The following is a 14153-nucleotide window of genomic DNA, read 5'->3' on the forward strand; positions in this document are numbered from 1 at the left end:
AGGAAGCCGATGGGGTGGAATAACCCGCCGGTCCGCTGGAGGGAGCTCGAGCGGGCCCTGTCCGGCAAGCCCTACGAGCAGAAGCCCGACGGCGGTGACGGTCCGGGGTGGGGAAGACACCGCGACCGCTACACCGCCCCACCGGGTTTCACGCTGCACGCGGACGAGATGGCGGTCACCCGCAAGCGCGTCCCGTACGCGGAACTGCACTGCCACAGCAACTTCAGCTGGCTCGACGGCGCGAGCCACCCCGAGGAGCTGGTCGAGGAGGCGCAACGGCTCAAGCTCGACGCCATCGCGATCACTGACCACGACGGCATGTACGGCGTGGTGCGGTTCGCCGAGGCGGCCAAGGAGCTCGGCATGCACACGGTGTTCGGCGCCGAGCTGAGCATCGGGTTGTCGAGGCCCGCCAACGGTGAACCGGATCCCGAGGGCGACCACCTGCTTCTCCTTGCACGCCAACAGGACGGCTACCACGCGCTGTGCCGCACGCTGACCACCGGGCACCTGCACGACGACGCCGAGAAGGGCAAACCCGTCTACGACGTCGACCAGATCATCGCCGACACCAGGGGCGACGTCGTGGTGCTCACGGGCTGCCGCAAGGGAACCGTGCGCCGGGCGTTGACCAGGGAAGGCCCCGAGGCGGCGTTCGAGGAGATCGTCAAGCTCACCGACATGTTCGGCCGGAGCCGCGTCTACGTCGAGCTGACCGACCACGGCCTGCCGGAGGACAGCCGCCGCAACGACCTGCTCAACGCGATGGCGCAGAAGCTGCAACTCCCCGTCGTGGCAACGAATGCCGCGCACTACGCGACCCCGAGCCGGGGCAGGCTCGCCGCCGCGATGGCCGCCGTGCGCGCACGGAGCAGTCTCGACGACATGGCGGGCTGGCTGCCGCCGTCACCCGCGGCGTTCCTGCGCAGCGGTGAGGAGATGTTCCACCGGTTCCGCCGTTTCCCGGGAGCCGTGCACAACGCCGCGTTGCTCGGCATGCAGCTGGCGTTCGACCTGCGGCTGGTCGCGCCGAAGCTGCCGCCGTTCGACGTGCCGGCGGGCCACACCGAGATCACCTGGTTGCGCGAGCTCACCTACCTCGGCGCCCGGCGCAGGTACCCCGACGGCGCCGAGAAGGCGATGCGGCAGATCGAGCACGAGCTGCGGATCATCGAGCAGCTCGGCTTCCCCGGCTACTTCCTCGTCGTGCACGACATCGTGGACTTCTGCAAGCGCAACGACATCCTCTGCCAGGGCAGGGGCAGCGCGGCGAACTCCGCGGTGTGCTTCGCGCTCGGCATCACCAACGTCGACGCGGTCCGGTTCGACCTGCTCTTCGAACGGTTCCTCGCCCCCGCCCGCGACGGCCCGCCCGACATCGACGTCGACATCGAGTCCGACCGGCGCGAGGAGGTCATCCAGCACGTCTACGCCAAGTACGGCCGCAGGCACGCGGCGCAGGTCGCGAACGTCATCACCTACCGCGCCCGGTCCGCGGTGCGGGACATGGCGCGCGCTTTGGGGCACTCGCCGGGCCAGCAGGACGCGTGGAGCAAGCAGATCGACAGGTGGGGTCCACTCGGCACCACCACCGACGACTGCGACATCCCGCGCGACGTGCTGGAGCTCTCGGCGCAGCTGGAGAACTTCCCGCGCCACCTCGGCATCCACTCCGGCGGCATGGTGATCTGCGACCGCGCCGTCAGCGAGGTGTGCCCGGTGGAGAAGGCGCGCATGGACAAGCGCACGGTCCTGCAGTGGGACAAGGACGACTGCGCGTCCATCGGCCTGGTGAAGTTCGACCTGCTCGGCCTCGGCATGCTCTCCGCGCTGCACTACGCCATCGACCTGGTCCGCGACCACGAGGGCGTCGACGTGGACATGGGCCGGATCGACCTCGCCGACGCCGCCGTCTACGAGATGCTGCAGAAGGCCGACTCGGTCGGCGTCTTCCAGGTGGAGAGCCGCGCGCAGATGGCGACGTTGCCCCGCCTGAAACCGCGGGAGTTCTACGACCTGGTCGTCGAGGTGGCGCTGATCAGGCCGGGCCCGATCCAGGGCGGTTCCGTGCACCCGTACATCCGGCGCCGCAACGGGGTCGAGAAGTGGGACTACGACCACCCGTTGCTGGAGAACTCGCTGAAGAAGACCTACGGCGTCCCGTTGTTCCAGGAACAGCTCATGCAGATCGCGGTCGACGTGGCCGGCTTCACCGCCGCCGAGGCCGACGAACTGCGCCGGGCGATGGGCGCCAAGCGTTCCACCGCCCGCATGGAACGCCTGCGCGACCGCTTCTACGAGGGCTGCGCCGCGCAGGGCATCGACTCCGAGCTGGCCGGCCGCATCTACGCGAAGCTGCTGGCGTTCGCGAACTTCGGCTTCCCGGAGTCGCACGCCCTGTCGTTCGCGCACCTGGTGTTCGTGAGCGCGTGGTTCAAGCTCTACCACCCGGCGGCCTTCTGCGCGGCCCTGCTCCGAGCGCAGCCGATGGGCTTCTACTCGCCGCAGTCCCTTGTGATCGACGCCCGCCGCCACGGCGTGACGGTGCACGGCCCGTGCGTCAACCGCTCCCTGCCCTGGGCGGGCCTGGAACTCTTCGAGGGCGCCCAGGCCGTCCGCATCGGCCTGAGCGCAGTCCGCGGCATCGGTGACGCGGACGCCGAGAGGATCGTTGCGGCACAACCGTTCCGCGACATGGAGGACTTCGGCACCCGAGTCCAGCTCACCGCCGCCCAGGTCGAGGCACTGGCCACCGCAGGCGCTTTCGCCTGCTTCGGCCTGGCCCGCCGCGAGGCCCTCTGGGCAGCGGGCGCAGTGGCCGCGATCCGCTCCGACCGCCTGCCCGGCACCGTGGTCGGCGTGGACGCACCCGCACTACCGGGCATGGACGACGTGGAACTGGCCGTCGCGGACGTCTGGGCCACGGGCCTGTCCCCGGACAGCTTCCCGACCCAGTTCGTGAGGTCCACTTTGGACTCGATGGGCGCACTGCCGGTGACGTCGCTCGGGGACGTGAAACCCGGTACCCGAGTGCTGATCGGCGGCGCGGTGACGCACCGGCAGCGGCCGGCGACGGCGGGCGGCGTCACGTTCCTCAACATCGAGGACGAGACGGGGATGGTGAACGTCGTGTGCTCGCCGGGGCTGTGGGCGCGGTACCGGAAGGTGGCGCGGGGCAGCGGCGCGATGCTGGTGCGGGGCGTGGTCGAGTCGGCCGACGGCGTGGTCAGCCTGCTGGCGGACCGGTTGCAGCACCTGGATCTGCGGATCCCGTCGAAGTCGCGGGACTTCCGCTGACCTCGGCGATCAGCAGCCGCTCAGTTCGGTGACGACCTCGCGCCAGAGCGAGCCTGGGAAAACGGCTCGCAGCTGGTGGTCGATCTTCTCCACGTGCTGGAGGACGATCCACTCGTACGCTTCCAGGCGACGTACAGCCGCCTCCTGCACCTCCCGAGGCGCGTCGAAGGGAGGCTGCTCCATCGCCGCGACGACTCGCACCACAGCGCGCCACCGCCACGAGATCTCGACCAGGTGCGTCACCGAGGAGTTGATGAAGTCCACGGCGGGGTGGTGGAGGTGGCGATAGTGCCAACGCAGATCCCGGTGCACGTCCTGCGCCGTCATCGGTCTGTCGCGGATGGCGAGGACCCTGCCGTCGCCGGCGACCGCACCCATCCGCGGGGTGCCTTCCCACGACCCCCACCCGCCCAGCCGGTAGAGCCGGTCCTCGGGGGTGATCAGGCGGCTCTCGAACGGGCCGGCCACGTTCGGCACGAGCACCGGTTCGGACTCCGTCTGGAAGTCGGGCGTCTTGATCCCGTCGTGGGGCAGACCCCACCTCGACAAGGCGCGCAGATCGGACTCCGGCAACCGCCACCGGCGCAGCACCTCCTCGGGAGGGAGCGTCTGCGCGTCGACGTCGACGATCGAGTCCAGCGGTGCCGTCAGCACCTCTACCAGTCGCTCTTCCCCCAGCACCACGGGGCGAAGCGTAGTTCCCCTGCCAGGATTCGAACCTGGTCCTCCCGCGTAACAGTCGGGCGTGCTGCCATCAGCACTTCAGAGGACACGGTGGAGCGGAGGATGCAGGATTCGAACCTGCGCAGCGCTCACGCGCTGACCACTGTTTTCGAGACAGCTGCCTTACCGGGCTCGGCCAATCCTCCTCGGAACGGGACGCGGAGGGCGCGCGGATCGAACGCGCGCCAGACATCGCTGGACCTCGGATCAGCAATCCGGTGCCTTACCACTCGGCCAGCCCTCCTTCGTCCGTCGTGGCTCCCCAGGGAGTCGAACCCTGACCACCGGGTCTTCACCCCGGTGCTCTGCCAGTTGAGCTAAAGAGCCTTGCGCGCTCCGAAGAGCGCCAGTCGGATGCCCGCGAGTCGAACGCGGTGTGTCCTCATCCCAAATGAGGCGGGTTGCCGTCTCCCTCGCATCCGGAATTACCCCTGCCAGGAGTCGAACCTGAATCTCGGCGTTCGTAGCGCCGCACTCTCTCCATTGAGCTACAAGGGCAAGAAAATGAACACAACAAATAAAGAGAGCCGCCCTGATCGGTTTCCCGATGGGCGGCTCCCTGTGGTGGCCTCGATCAACTCATGCCACTACAAGGAGCTCACCTGCGAAAACGGTCGCGAGGAGCTTGGGCGTCGCGACGAGTGCACGCACGCGACGACGACGCTAAATCGTCCGTCCCGTCGCAGCTGGCTCATCATGACGTTCCCCTTGGTCTCGGTGTGTGGCACAAGTATTGCGGGCGCACGCGGCGCCCGTCAATCATTTTTCTAAACGCGTTCGTAAGTCATGAACGAAACTCCGCTCTCGAACAGCTGCGCGTCGGTGCGCTGGAACTTCCTGATGTCGGCTTTTCCGTCGAACAGCGGGATGCCGCGGCCGAAGACCACCGGGTGGAACTTGAGCAGCAGCGTGTCGATCTCCGGCAGCAGCTCGGCGGCCAGCTTGCCGCCGCCGCACAGCCAGATGTCCATGCCGTCCTCGGCCTTGAGTGCCCGCACGCGGCCGACGACGTCCGACGAGATCACCTCGACGTCCGGCGGGGTGTCGAGGTCCTGCGTCGTCACGACGAACTGGCGCAGGTGCGCGTACGGCGAGGCCAGGCCGCCGGGGACCTGGTAGGTGTTGCGGCCCATCAGCACCGTGTCGAAGTGCTGGTTCTTCGCGTCCTGCAGGCCGACCAGTTCGCGCGCCTGGGTGGGCACGGTCTCCGGGTAGTGCGCGTTGATGCCGGCCATGTGGTCGCCTTCGAAGATGAAACCGTCGAAGGTCCCGTCCTCGGCGGCGATGAACCCGTCGAGCGTCACGGCCACGTAGTAGACGAGCTTTCGCATAGCTGAACCCCCTGGGATGTATCTCAACCACGACAACTGTAGTACTATGTCTGTAGTGGTTGTCAAGGAGGCATCGTGGTCAAGAACGAGGCACGGCGAGCGGCCCTGCTGGACGCGGCGATCGACGTCCTGGCCGAGGAGGGTGCGCGGGGCCTGACCTACCGCGCGATCGACGCGAAGGCCGAGACGCCACCGGGCACCGCGTCGAACTACTTCGCGAACCGCGACGAGCTGATGGCGGCGGTGATGACGCGCGTGCACATCAGGCTGATGCCGTCCGACGAGTCGGTGGCGGAGTCGCTCGCCAGGCCGCGCGACCAGGCGCTGAGCGTGAAGTTCATGCACGACATCATCAAGCGGGCCGACGCCGACAAGGCGTGCTACCTCGCGATGATGGAGCTTCGGCTCGAGGCCACCAGGAGGCCCGACCTGCAGGCGGAGCTGACGAAGACGATCGCCGAGGGCATCGAGTTCAACGTCGCGTTCAACGAGGAGTCGGCGCTGCCCGGCGACCGGATGACCGTCATGCTCATGTACTTCGCCATGACGGGGTTCATCTACGAACGGCTGACGCTGCCCGACGCGGCCGCTGCGGCGGTGGACCTCGACGAGTTCGTCGAGGTCCTGGTCGACCGCGCTATCGGCTGAGCGGGCCGCCGGTGATCGTCAGGGCCACGGCGATCACCACGATGCCCAGCGTCGAGTAGAGGAACGCGTCCATGCCGCGGCCGCGGATCTTGATCAGACCCGCCTGCTCGTCGGTCACGAGGATGCGCAGGACGGCCGCGACCAGCAACGACACGCCGAGCAGCACGGCACCCTGCCGCCAGTGGTACTGGAAGATCCGCACCAGGCCGAGCACGCCGACCCCGAGCACCAGCGCGAACGGCAGGTGCTTGCCGGGGCCGGAACGCCAGCGCGTCTCTCCCATGAGCGCCTGCGCGTCAGACCGCTGCATGAGCGCGCTCGGCGGCCTCGACGGTGTTGGTCAGCAGCATCGCGACGGTCATCGGGCCGGCGCCACCGGGGATCGGGGCGAGCCAGCCGGCCACCTCGCGGACCTCGGGGGCCACGTCGCCGACGAGACCGGCCTCGGTGCGGGTGATGCCGACGTCGACCACGGCCGCGCCCGGCTTGACCATGTCCGCGGTGATCAGGCCGGGGCTACCCGCGCCGGCGATCACGATGTCCGCGCGGCGCACCTCGGCCGCCAGGTCCTTGGTGCCGGTGTGGCACAGCGTCACGGTGGCGTTCTCGCTGCGACGGGTCAGCAGCAGGCCGATCGGGCGGCCCACGGTGACGCCGCGGCCGACCACGGTGACCTGGGCACCCGAGATCGGCACCTCGTAGCGGCGCAGCAGCTCGACGATGCCGCGCGGCGTGGCGGGCAGCGCCGCCTCCTCGCCGAGCACGAGCTTGCCGAGGTTGACCGGGTGCAGGCCGTCGCCGTCCTTGGCCGGGTCGATGCGCTCGAGGATCGCGTTCGCGTTGAGGTGCTTGGGCAGCGGGAGCTGCACGATGTACGCGGTGACCTCGGGGTTCGCGTTCAGCTCGTCGATGACGGCTTCGAGCTCCTCCTGGGTCGTCTCCTCGGGCAGGTCGCGCCGGATCGACGCGATGCCGACCTTCTCGCACGCCCGGTGCTTGCCCTTGACGTACGAGTGCGAGCCGGGGTCGTCGCCGACCAGCACGGTGGCGAGACCGACGGGGCGGGGGAGCGCGGCCACCCGCGCCTTCAGGTCCTCGAACAGCGCGTTCCGGGTTTCGTTGCCGTTGAGCAGCGTCGCAGTCACGGCCTCATCTTCCCACTGGGCAGCGCGGCGACGCCCACCGACACCAGCGTCAGCGCCACGCCGATCACCGTCGGCAGCGCCAGGTGGCCGCTCGCCGCGTCGAGCAGCACGGCCCCGATGAGCTGCCCGCACACGCCGCACAACCCGACCATCAGCACGCCGATGTACCGCACGGATGTGATCGCGCCGCCCACGCCGACGATGCCCAGCAACCCGCCGAGGTAGAGCCACCAGCCGCTCGGGAACGAGTCGGGCACCCCCTGCCACGCCACGGCGTTGACCAGCGACAACGCGATCGTGCCGACGCTGAAGTTCACCAGGATCGTGGCCATCGAGTTGTCCGCGGCCTCGCGCACCAGCCCGTTCACCGCCTGCTGCCAGCCCATCAGCAGGCCCGCGGCCAGCGGCAGCACCGCGAGCCACAGCGCGCCCGGCGACGTGAGCTGGTGCGACACCGCGACCGTCACGGCGATAACGCCGACGGCCGCTCCGACGACACGTGTCTTCGTAACCGGCTTCGACTCGCCGGGACCGACCCCGAGGTTGTCCATGACCAGACTGCTCACGACCTGTCCGATCACCACCGCGACCGTGAACACCGCCACACCGATGGTCGCGACGGCGAGACCCTGCGAGCCGACGAGGAACGCGCCGCTGACGCCACCGACGCACTCCCACCACCGGATGCGCCGGTGCCGCAACGCGTCCCGCAGCCGGGTGAGGCCGTCCCGTCCGGACTGTCGCGTCAGGACGACCGCGAGCAGCACGAACCACCCTCCGGCGAAGGAGATCAACGCCGCCACGAGGCCGTTGCCGAGCCCCTGCGCGAGCGACCCGTTGACGCGCGCCTGCACGGCGATGGCCACGCCGCCGGCCGCGGCCAGCAGACCGCCGGTCACCTGCGCGGACCGCGCCACGTCGCCTCCAGACAGGTCAAAGGTGTTCTTGATCAGCTTTAACCTTGCACGTCCACCACGTTATGGTCGGGCCTCCACCGTTCGGCGCAGTGGCGGGGGACGTGTGCGATCCGGCGAGTTGCGGGGGAAGATGTTGGCGTGTCCGAGCCGAAGCCGTTGAACCCTACTGAGCAGGACGCTCTGGTCAAGCAGATCGGCCTGACGCTGATGCGGGCCGCACCAGAGGACTGGCGAGGCGTGATCGCGCAGTACCGCGCCACCGGCCGGTATTTCGAGCTGGAATCCGAACTCAAGCTGCAGGACGGCTCCAAGCGCGCGTGGCAGGTGCCGCAGGAGGTGGCCTCGCTGTTCGCGCGGCTGCGCGCCGGCATGCACCGCGAGGGCCGCGGCAGCTGGACCAACGCCCGGTACCAGCTCGATCACCCGTCCAGCTACAACCTCGACTTCGACCGCGCGGAGCCGAGCTGGCAGACCCCGCCTCCGCAGCAGGCCTACGTCGACGAGATGCGGTTCTTCCCGCGCGCCGAGGAGAACGTCCCCGACTGGCTGCGCCGCAGGCTGAACCCGCCGACGCCGGTGTTCCGCACGGTCCGCGTCTTCGACGGCGCCGGACCGAACGGTCGTCCGTCGGTCAACCGGCCGCCGGTGCCGGAGCCCGAGGTCGCGCCGCTGCTCGCGTACCTGTCGAACGCGCCGGTCGCCGTGGCCGGGCGCGGCTTCGACAACGACGTGCTGCACCCCGACACGCCGCCGGTCGTGCCGTCCGGGTTCCAGACCGACGGTGCGTGGATCTGGCCCGCCGGCGTCTCCTACTACCTGCGCAAGTACGGCGTCCCGCCCGAGCCCGAGCTGGTCGACCGCGCGCGTGCCGCCGGTTTCACCCTGCCCGAGGTGAGCGAGGAGGCCCGGCTCGGTGCCGCGGCGAACCTCGGCGCGCCCGCCGCGCCTCCCGGCACCGTCGTGCCGGCGCCGGTCGAGCCCGAACCGCAGCCCGAGCCCGCCGCCGACGCGACCCAGTTCGTCGAGGCGCCGAAGTTCGAGGACGCGAAGGCCGGCGAGGAGCAGGAGGAGGAGTACGACTTCGAGCCGATGTACCCCGAGCCGCCCGCGGCCGAGGTCAAGGCCGAGCAGCCGCTGCCCGTGCGGGAGTCCGCCCGTGACGACCTGGGCGAGACGCTCGCGGTCGGCGCGCCGCCGCTGGGCGTGGACGGTCCTCCCTACCGGGTCGTCTTCGACTCCGACGGCGTGCCGGACACGGTCGACGAGCGGACCCTGCGCGACACGTACGGCGCGGGCATGGACCTCTTCGCGCCGCACCCGGCCGACCTGGTGGAACCCGAGCCCGAGCCGGCCCCGGAGCCCGTCCGGCAGCAGCCGACGCCCGCACCGGTCCGCGAGTCCGCTCCGGAGATCGTCCGGCAGCCGGTGCGCGAGCCCGTCCGGGAGCCGGAGCCGGTCGAGGACTTCGCCGCCGACGACCCGAACGAAACGGCCGCTCGGGACGAACACGAGGACGTGGACGTTCCCGAGGAACCCCGGATCCCCACCGCGGGACCCGACGAGCCCGAGCTCCTCACGCACCACCGGGAGCCGGAGCTGCTGACGCACCACGGCGAGGCCGAGGTCACCGACCACCTCGACGCCGAGACCGAGGAACGACCGCGCGACGCCATGCAGGACACGATGGCGTGGAGCCCGGTCGTCGACGAGCCGGCGGAGAGCGCGGCCGAGGTCACCGAGGAGCACCCGGTCGTCGAGGTGGCCGCGGACGAGCCCGACCTCGCCCCCGAGGAGGAGATCGAGTCCACCACCTCCTTCGAGGCGCAGCTCGACTCGCACTTCGAACCGGAGCCCGAACCGGAACCGGAGCCCGAGCCCGTGGCCGTCGCACCGGTCGTGCCCGCGCCGACGCGCTCCGAGGAGACGACCCAGTTCGACGCGGCGCTGTTCAACGAGCCCGAACCGGAGCCAGAGCCGGAACCGGAGCCCGAACCCGAACCGGAGCCCGAGCCGGAGCCGGAGCCGGTCAGGCCGCCCCGCCAGGTCACGCAGGAGGAGGACCGCGAGCTCGCGGGCACCCGCCGCGCGCTCGACGACCTCAACGTGCCGCACGGGGTGTTCCGCATCGGCGGCGAACCCGCCGACCGCACCTGGACGCTGCGCCTCGACGGCGACAGCTGGGAGGTCAGCTGGTTCGACCACGGCCCGAAGAACCCGGTGCGGTTCGACAAGGTCGAGGACGCGTCGGCGTACCTGGTCGGCAAGCTGGTGCTGGGCAACTTCCGCACCATCCCGCCGCGGGCACCGCAGCCGCCGCAGCGGCCGATGACCAACGGCTTCCGCGAGGAGCCGCGCCGTCCCGTGCCGCCGCAGCGCCCGCCGATGCCGCCGCAGGCCCCGCCCGTGCAGCCGCCCGCGCCGATGCCGGCGGCCGCCGCGCCGACGCAGGTCCAGCAGGTCCCGCCGCCCGCACCGCAGCAGGCACCCTCACCGGTCGCCGCCGCCGTGGCGCAGGAGGAGCCGTCGAAGCGGAAGTTCCCGATCTCCCCGCTCGCGGGCGAGCCGCCGCTCACGTTGTTCCGCCACAAGCAGATGTTCGAGCTGCCGGCGGGCACCGAGGTCGACCGCTACGGCGACCAGAGCGGCAACCTCGTCTACGTGGCGGGCACGCCGTTCCCGGAACGCAGCCTCGTGCCGTCGTGGATCAACCGCCCGTACCGCGTGTACCGGTTGCGCCGCCCGCTCGAGGTGCTGACCGGCGTGGCCGTGCCGTGGTTCGAGCAGCCGGGCGGCGGCACCGCCTACCTGCTGCCGAAGGCGGTCGAGGAGATGATCGCGGACGGCGTGCTGGTGGAGATCTCCGCCGACAACTAGGTCCTGCACCACAACGGCCCCGCGTCCTCACGAGGACGCGGGGCCGTTGCCGTTGCAGGTCAGCTCACCACGAGCCCGTAGGCCGCGGCGAACGCGATCGCCGTGTCGACGTCGATCTGCGCCCCGGCGAGTTTCGCCTGCCGGAGCCCGTTCGCGTCGATCTTCGCGCCGCGCAGGTCCGCGCCGTCGAGCTTCGCGTCGAGCAGCCGCGCGCCCATCAGGTCCGCGCCGCTCAGGTCGGTGTTGCGCAGATCCGCCTCGCTGAGGTTCGTCTCGCGGAACCGCTGTCCCTGCAACTTCAAGTCGTACAACGGAGCCTTCACGAACGACGCCAGCGTGAAGTCGACCTCCGTGAACGTCACGGGCCGCAGCACGCAGTCGACGAAGTTCGACCCCATGAGGCTGCACGAGTCGAACGACGACCGCGTCAGCACCGTGCGGTCGAAGGTGCACTGCCGGAACGCCGTCGCGTGGTGCTTCGACTCGCCGAGGTCCGTCCGGGTGAAGTCGCACCGGGTGAACGTGCACCCGGTCGTGACGAGCGAGCGGAGATCGGCTTCGGTGAAGTCGCAGTCCGTGAAGGAGCGCTTCTCCCACTGCTGATCAGGCAGGTTGGCGTCGGAGTAGTCCTCCCCGACCTCTTCGACCAGGTTGTCCACTCTCACACTCTCGCAGAGTCCACGTGTTGGTAACGTGCGGGTCGCCGGGCGACCTGCCCGACGTCAACGAGGACCGTCATTCGGGAAGGCTCATGACCCGCACGCCCGTGAACGTCACTGTCACCGGTGCAGCCGGCCAGATCGGCTACGCACTGCTCTTCCGCATCGCTTCCGGCCACCTGCTGGGCCCGGACACCCCGGTCAACCTGCGGCTGCTGGAGATCACCCCCGCGCTGAAGGCCGCCGAGGGCACCGCGATGGAGCTCGACGACTGCGCCTTCCCGCTGCTCAAGGGAATCACGATCACCGACGACGCGAAGACCGCGTTCGACGGCGTCAACGTGGCCCTGCTCGTCGGCGCCCGCCCCCGCACCAAGGGCATGGAGCGCGGCGACCTGCTCGAGGCCAACGGCGGCATCTTCAAGCCGCAGGGCGAGGCGATCAACGCCGGCGCCGCGGACGACGTCAAGGTCCTCGTGGTCGGCAACCCGGCCAACACCAACGCCCTCATCGCCCAGCAGCACGCGCCAGACGTCCCGCGCGAGCGCTTCACCGCGATGACGCGTCTCGACCACAACCGCGCCCTGTCGCAGCTCGCCAAGAAGCTCGGCGTCGCGGTCACCGACATCGAGAACATGACGATCTGGGGCAACCACTCGGCCACCCAGTACCCGGACCTGTTCCACGCCAAGGTCGGTGGCAAGACCGCCGCCGAGGCCGTGAACGACCAGGCGTGGCTCGAGAACGACTTCATCCCGACCGTCGCGAAGCGCGGTGCGGCGATCATCGAGGCCCGTGGCGCTTCGTCGGCCGCGTCGGCCGCCAACGCCGCCATCGACCACATCTACGACTGGGTCAACGGCACCGAGTGGACCTCGATGGCCATCCCGTCGGACGGCTCGTACGGCGTGCCCGAGGGCATCATCTCGTCGTTCCCGGTCAAGTGCGCGGACGGCAAGTACGAGATCATCCAGGGCCTGGAGATCGACGAGTTCTCCCGCGCCCGCATCGACGCCTCGGTCGCCGAGCTCGTCGAGGAGCGCGACGCGGTCAAGGGCCTCGGCCTCATCTGAGTTTTCCGTGGCAGTGTTGGGGACGTGCTGATTCCTTGGGACGTCCCCACGCCACAGCTCTCTGACGACGTGCACCCCGCGCTCGCCGATGCCGCCCGCGCGGCGTCGGCGGCGTACGGGCGTGCCCGTTCATCGCACACGCGCCTCGAGCTCCGCGAGGAAGTAGCGGACGGCGCGGACGGAACACCGACGATGCGCGTCGACCGCATCGTCGAGGACGCGATCCTGGAGTCCATCCACCGCAGTCGCGTGAACCTGCTGTCCGAGGAAGCCGGGTTCGTCGACAACGGCTCCTCGATCACCCTCGTCATCGACCCGGTCGACGGGTCCGCGAACGCCGCGTTCGGCGTTCCTCTCTCTTGTTTCGCCGGTGCGCTCGTGGAAGACGGCACGGCGAAGGAAGCCCTCACGACGTGGTTCGACACGGGCCGTGCGTGGCATGCGCGCGCAGGAGAGCCCACGCCGTTCCGCACGACCGGACGCACCACGTTGAAGGGGGCGTCCGTGTGTCTCATGCGCCCGAAGACAGGCACTCAGGACGCGTGGCTGCGCATCGCGAACACGGCCGACCGCATCCGGGTGCTGTGCACGACGTGCCTGGAGACCATGCTCGTCGCGGAAGGCACCGTGGACGCCTTCATCGATCCGGGCAGCGACACGCACCGGATCATGGACCTCGCGACGGCGCTGGTCACCGTGCCCGCCGCAGGCGGGGTGCTGGTCGACCTGCACGGCCGGCCGTTCACGTTCGAACCCGACCTGACCCACCGGTGGTCGGGCGTGGCGGCAGCGACTCCCCAGCTGGCCGAGGAGCTGATCGCGACGGTGCTGGGTTAGACGGACCCTCGCGGTTCGACGACGCAGTCGGGGCCGGGGAACACCAGGCCCTCGTGGCCGTCGTTGAAGCGGACGAGGTACGGCGGATGTCCGTCGTTCCCGCGCACTTCGAGGATCTCGCCGAGGCGCTCCTCCAGGCCGACGGAACGGCTGTGGACGTGGAGCCTGTCACCCACTGTTGCTTGCATGGTGCTGCAACACCTCCGGTGTGCGGCGTGAGGCTTGGCACGATGAACGCGTCAAAGCCTAGGCCGCCACCGGAGGTGCGCAACAGGGCTCAAGTGCTCATCCGCCGCAGGCCGAGGAGACCTTCGCCGCGATCTCGGCCTTCTGCTGCACCCAGTCCGCCGCGGAACCGACGTTCTGCATGCCGTTGGCTGCCTCTTCGAGAGCCTTCTTCACCTGCTCGTCCGGCGCGGAGTTCGCGAGGTTCTCGAGCTCCTTCGCCTTGGCCTGGGTGTCCTCCAGAGCCTTCTGCGGGTCGCTCATGTCCGGCGAGAAGCCCAGGAGCGAGATCGCGTCGGCGCACAGCTTCACCTTGTCCGCGGCGTCGCTGACGCCCTGGATCGTGTCGCACGCCGTCAAGCTGCCCAACGCGATGACAGCCGCGGCAAGCGGTCCAACTAGGCGCATTCGCTCTCCTTGTGCC

General features: G+C 69.8%; 13 protein-coding genes and 5 tRNA genes. 5 read left to right on the top strand and 13 right to left on the bottom strand.

The features are described from left to right. Positions 1-9: 9 nt before the first annotated feature. Entirely contained in the window at positions 10-3297 is a 3288-nt protein-coding gene (locus ABZX02_RS23540; protein ID WP_355300712.1) for an error-prone DNA polymerase, read from the top strand. 9 nt (positions 3298-3306) lie between these two features. On the opposite strand, the gene ABZX02_RS23545 is transcribed toward ABZX02_RS23540, so the two are convergent. The 7 genes from ABZX02_RS23545 to ABZX02_RS23575 form a co-directional block, all read right to left on the bottom strand. Then, a complete protein-coding gene (locus tag ABZX02_RS23545; protein WP_355300713.1) occupies positions 3307-3981 on the bottom strand; it encodes an SUKH-4 family immunity protein in 675 nt (224 codons plus the stop codon). A 14-nt stretch (positions 3982-3995) separates the two neighbouring features. Next, positions 3996-4067 (bottom strand) — tRNA-Asn (locus ABZX02_RS23550). Positions 4068-4077: 10 nt separating this feature from the next. Then, a tRNA-Ser gene (locus tag ABZX02_RS23555) sits at positions 4078-4166 on the bottom strand. A gap of 13 nt (positions 4167-4179) precedes the next feature. Next, positions 4180-4264 (bottom strand) — tRNA-Ser (locus ABZX02_RS23560). An 11-nt stretch (positions 4265-4275) separates the two neighbouring features. Then, positions 4276-4347: transfer RNA gene (locus tag ABZX02_RS23565), tRNA-Phe, on the bottom strand. 99 nt (positions 4348-4446) lie between these two features. Next, a tRNA-Arg gene (locus ABZX02_RS23570) sits at positions 4447-4518 on the bottom strand. A 269-nt stretch (positions 4519-4787) separates the two neighbouring features. After that, entirely contained in the window at positions 4788-5351 is a 564-nt protein-coding gene (locus ABZX02_RS23575; protein WP_355300714.1) for a dihydrofolate reductase family protein, read from the bottom strand. Between the two features lie 75 nt (positions 5352-5426). Here ABZX02_RS23575 and ABZX02_RS23580 point away from each other — a divergent pair, with 75 nt between their 5' ends. Beyond that, positions 5427-5999, top strand: coding sequence for a TetR family transcriptional regulator (locus ABZX02_RS23580; RefSeq protein WP_355300715.1), 573 nt, complete (start codon positions 5427-5429; stop codon positions 5997-5999). Here ABZX02_RS23580 and ABZX02_RS23585 read toward each other — a convergent pair. From ABZX02_RS23585 to ABZX02_RS23595, 3 genes are read right to left on the bottom strand one after another with little or no spacing between them, the layout of a single operon-like run. Next, positions 5989-6282, bottom strand: coding sequence for a DUF3017 domain-containing protein (locus ABZX02_RS23585; protein ID WP_355301056.1), 294 nt, complete (start codon positions 6280-6282; stop codon positions 5989-5991). The two genes, ABZX02_RS23580 and ABZX02_RS23585, sit on opposite strands and share 11 nt — an antisense overlap. Positions 6283-6295: 13 nt before the next feature. Continuing rightward, entirely contained in the window at positions 6296-7144 is an 849-nt protein-coding gene (locus tag ABZX02_RS23590; RefSeq protein WP_355300716.1) for a bifunctional methylenetetrahydrofolate dehydrogenase/methenyltetrahydrofolate cyclohydrolase, read from the bottom strand. Next, entirely contained in the window at positions 7141-8061 is a 921-nt protein-coding gene (locus ABZX02_RS23595) for a DMT family transporter (RefSeq protein ID WP_355300717.1), read from the bottom strand. The genes ABZX02_RS23590 and ABZX02_RS23595 overlap by 4 nt, the downstream gene beginning before the upstream one ends. Positions 8062-8199: 138 nt before the next feature. On the opposite strand from ABZX02_RS23595, the gene ABZX02_RS23600 reads away from it, so the two are divergent. Beyond that, positions 8200-10935 carry a glycohydrolase toxin TNT-related protein gene (locus ABZX02_RS23600; protein ID WP_355300718.1) on the top strand — a complete coding sequence of 912 codons (2736 nt, stop codon included), beginning with the start codon at positions 8200-8202 and terminating at the stop codon, positions 10933-10935. A 59-nt stretch (positions 10936-10994) separates the two neighbouring features. On the opposite strand, the gene ABZX02_RS23605 is transcribed toward ABZX02_RS23600, so the two are convergent. Continuing rightward, the gene (locus ABZX02_RS23605; RefSeq protein WP_355301058.1) at positions 10995-11585 is read right to left on the bottom strand and encodes a pentapeptide repeat-containing protein; all 591 of its coding nucleotides are present in this window, start codon (positions 11583-11585) and stop codon (positions 10995-10997) included. Positions 11586-11686: 101 nt separating this feature from the next. Between ABZX02_RS23605 and ABZX02_RS23610 the strand changes: the two genes are divergently transcribed. Next, the gene (locus ABZX02_RS23610) at positions 11687-12667 is read left to right on the top strand and encodes a malate dehydrogenase (RefSeq protein ID WP_355300719.1); all 981 of its coding nucleotides are present in this window, start codon (positions 11687-11689) and stop codon (positions 12665-12667) included. Positions 12668-12691: 24 nt separating this feature from the next. Then, positions 12692-13504 carry an inositol monophosphatase family protein gene (locus tag ABZX02_RS23615; RefSeq protein WP_355300720.1) on the top strand — a complete coding sequence of 271 codons (813 nt, stop codon included), beginning with the start codon at positions 12692-12694 and terminating at the stop codon, positions 13502-13504. Here ABZX02_RS23615 and ABZX02_RS23620 read toward each other — a convergent pair. Continuing rightward, positions 13501-13692: a DUF1918 domain-containing protein gene (locus ABZX02_RS23620; protein ID WP_355300721.1), complete on the bottom strand. Its 192-nt coding sequence runs from the start codon at positions 13690-13692 to the stop codon at positions 13501-13503. The two genes, ABZX02_RS23615 and ABZX02_RS23620, sit on opposite strands and share 4 nt — an antisense overlap. A gap of 97 nt (positions 13693-13789) precedes the next feature. Beyond that, positions 13790-14137, bottom strand: a complete 348-nt coding sequence (locus ABZX02_RS23625; protein WP_355300722.1) for a hypothetical protein — start codon at positions 14135-14137, stop codon at positions 13790-13792. Between the last annotated feature and the right edge of the window lie 16 nt (positions 14138-14153).

This window comes from Lentzea sp. NPDC003310 (assembly GCF_040610935.1).
Taxonomy (GTDB): Bacteria; Actinomycetota; Actinomycetes; order Mycobacteriales; family Pseudonocardiaceae; genus Lentzea.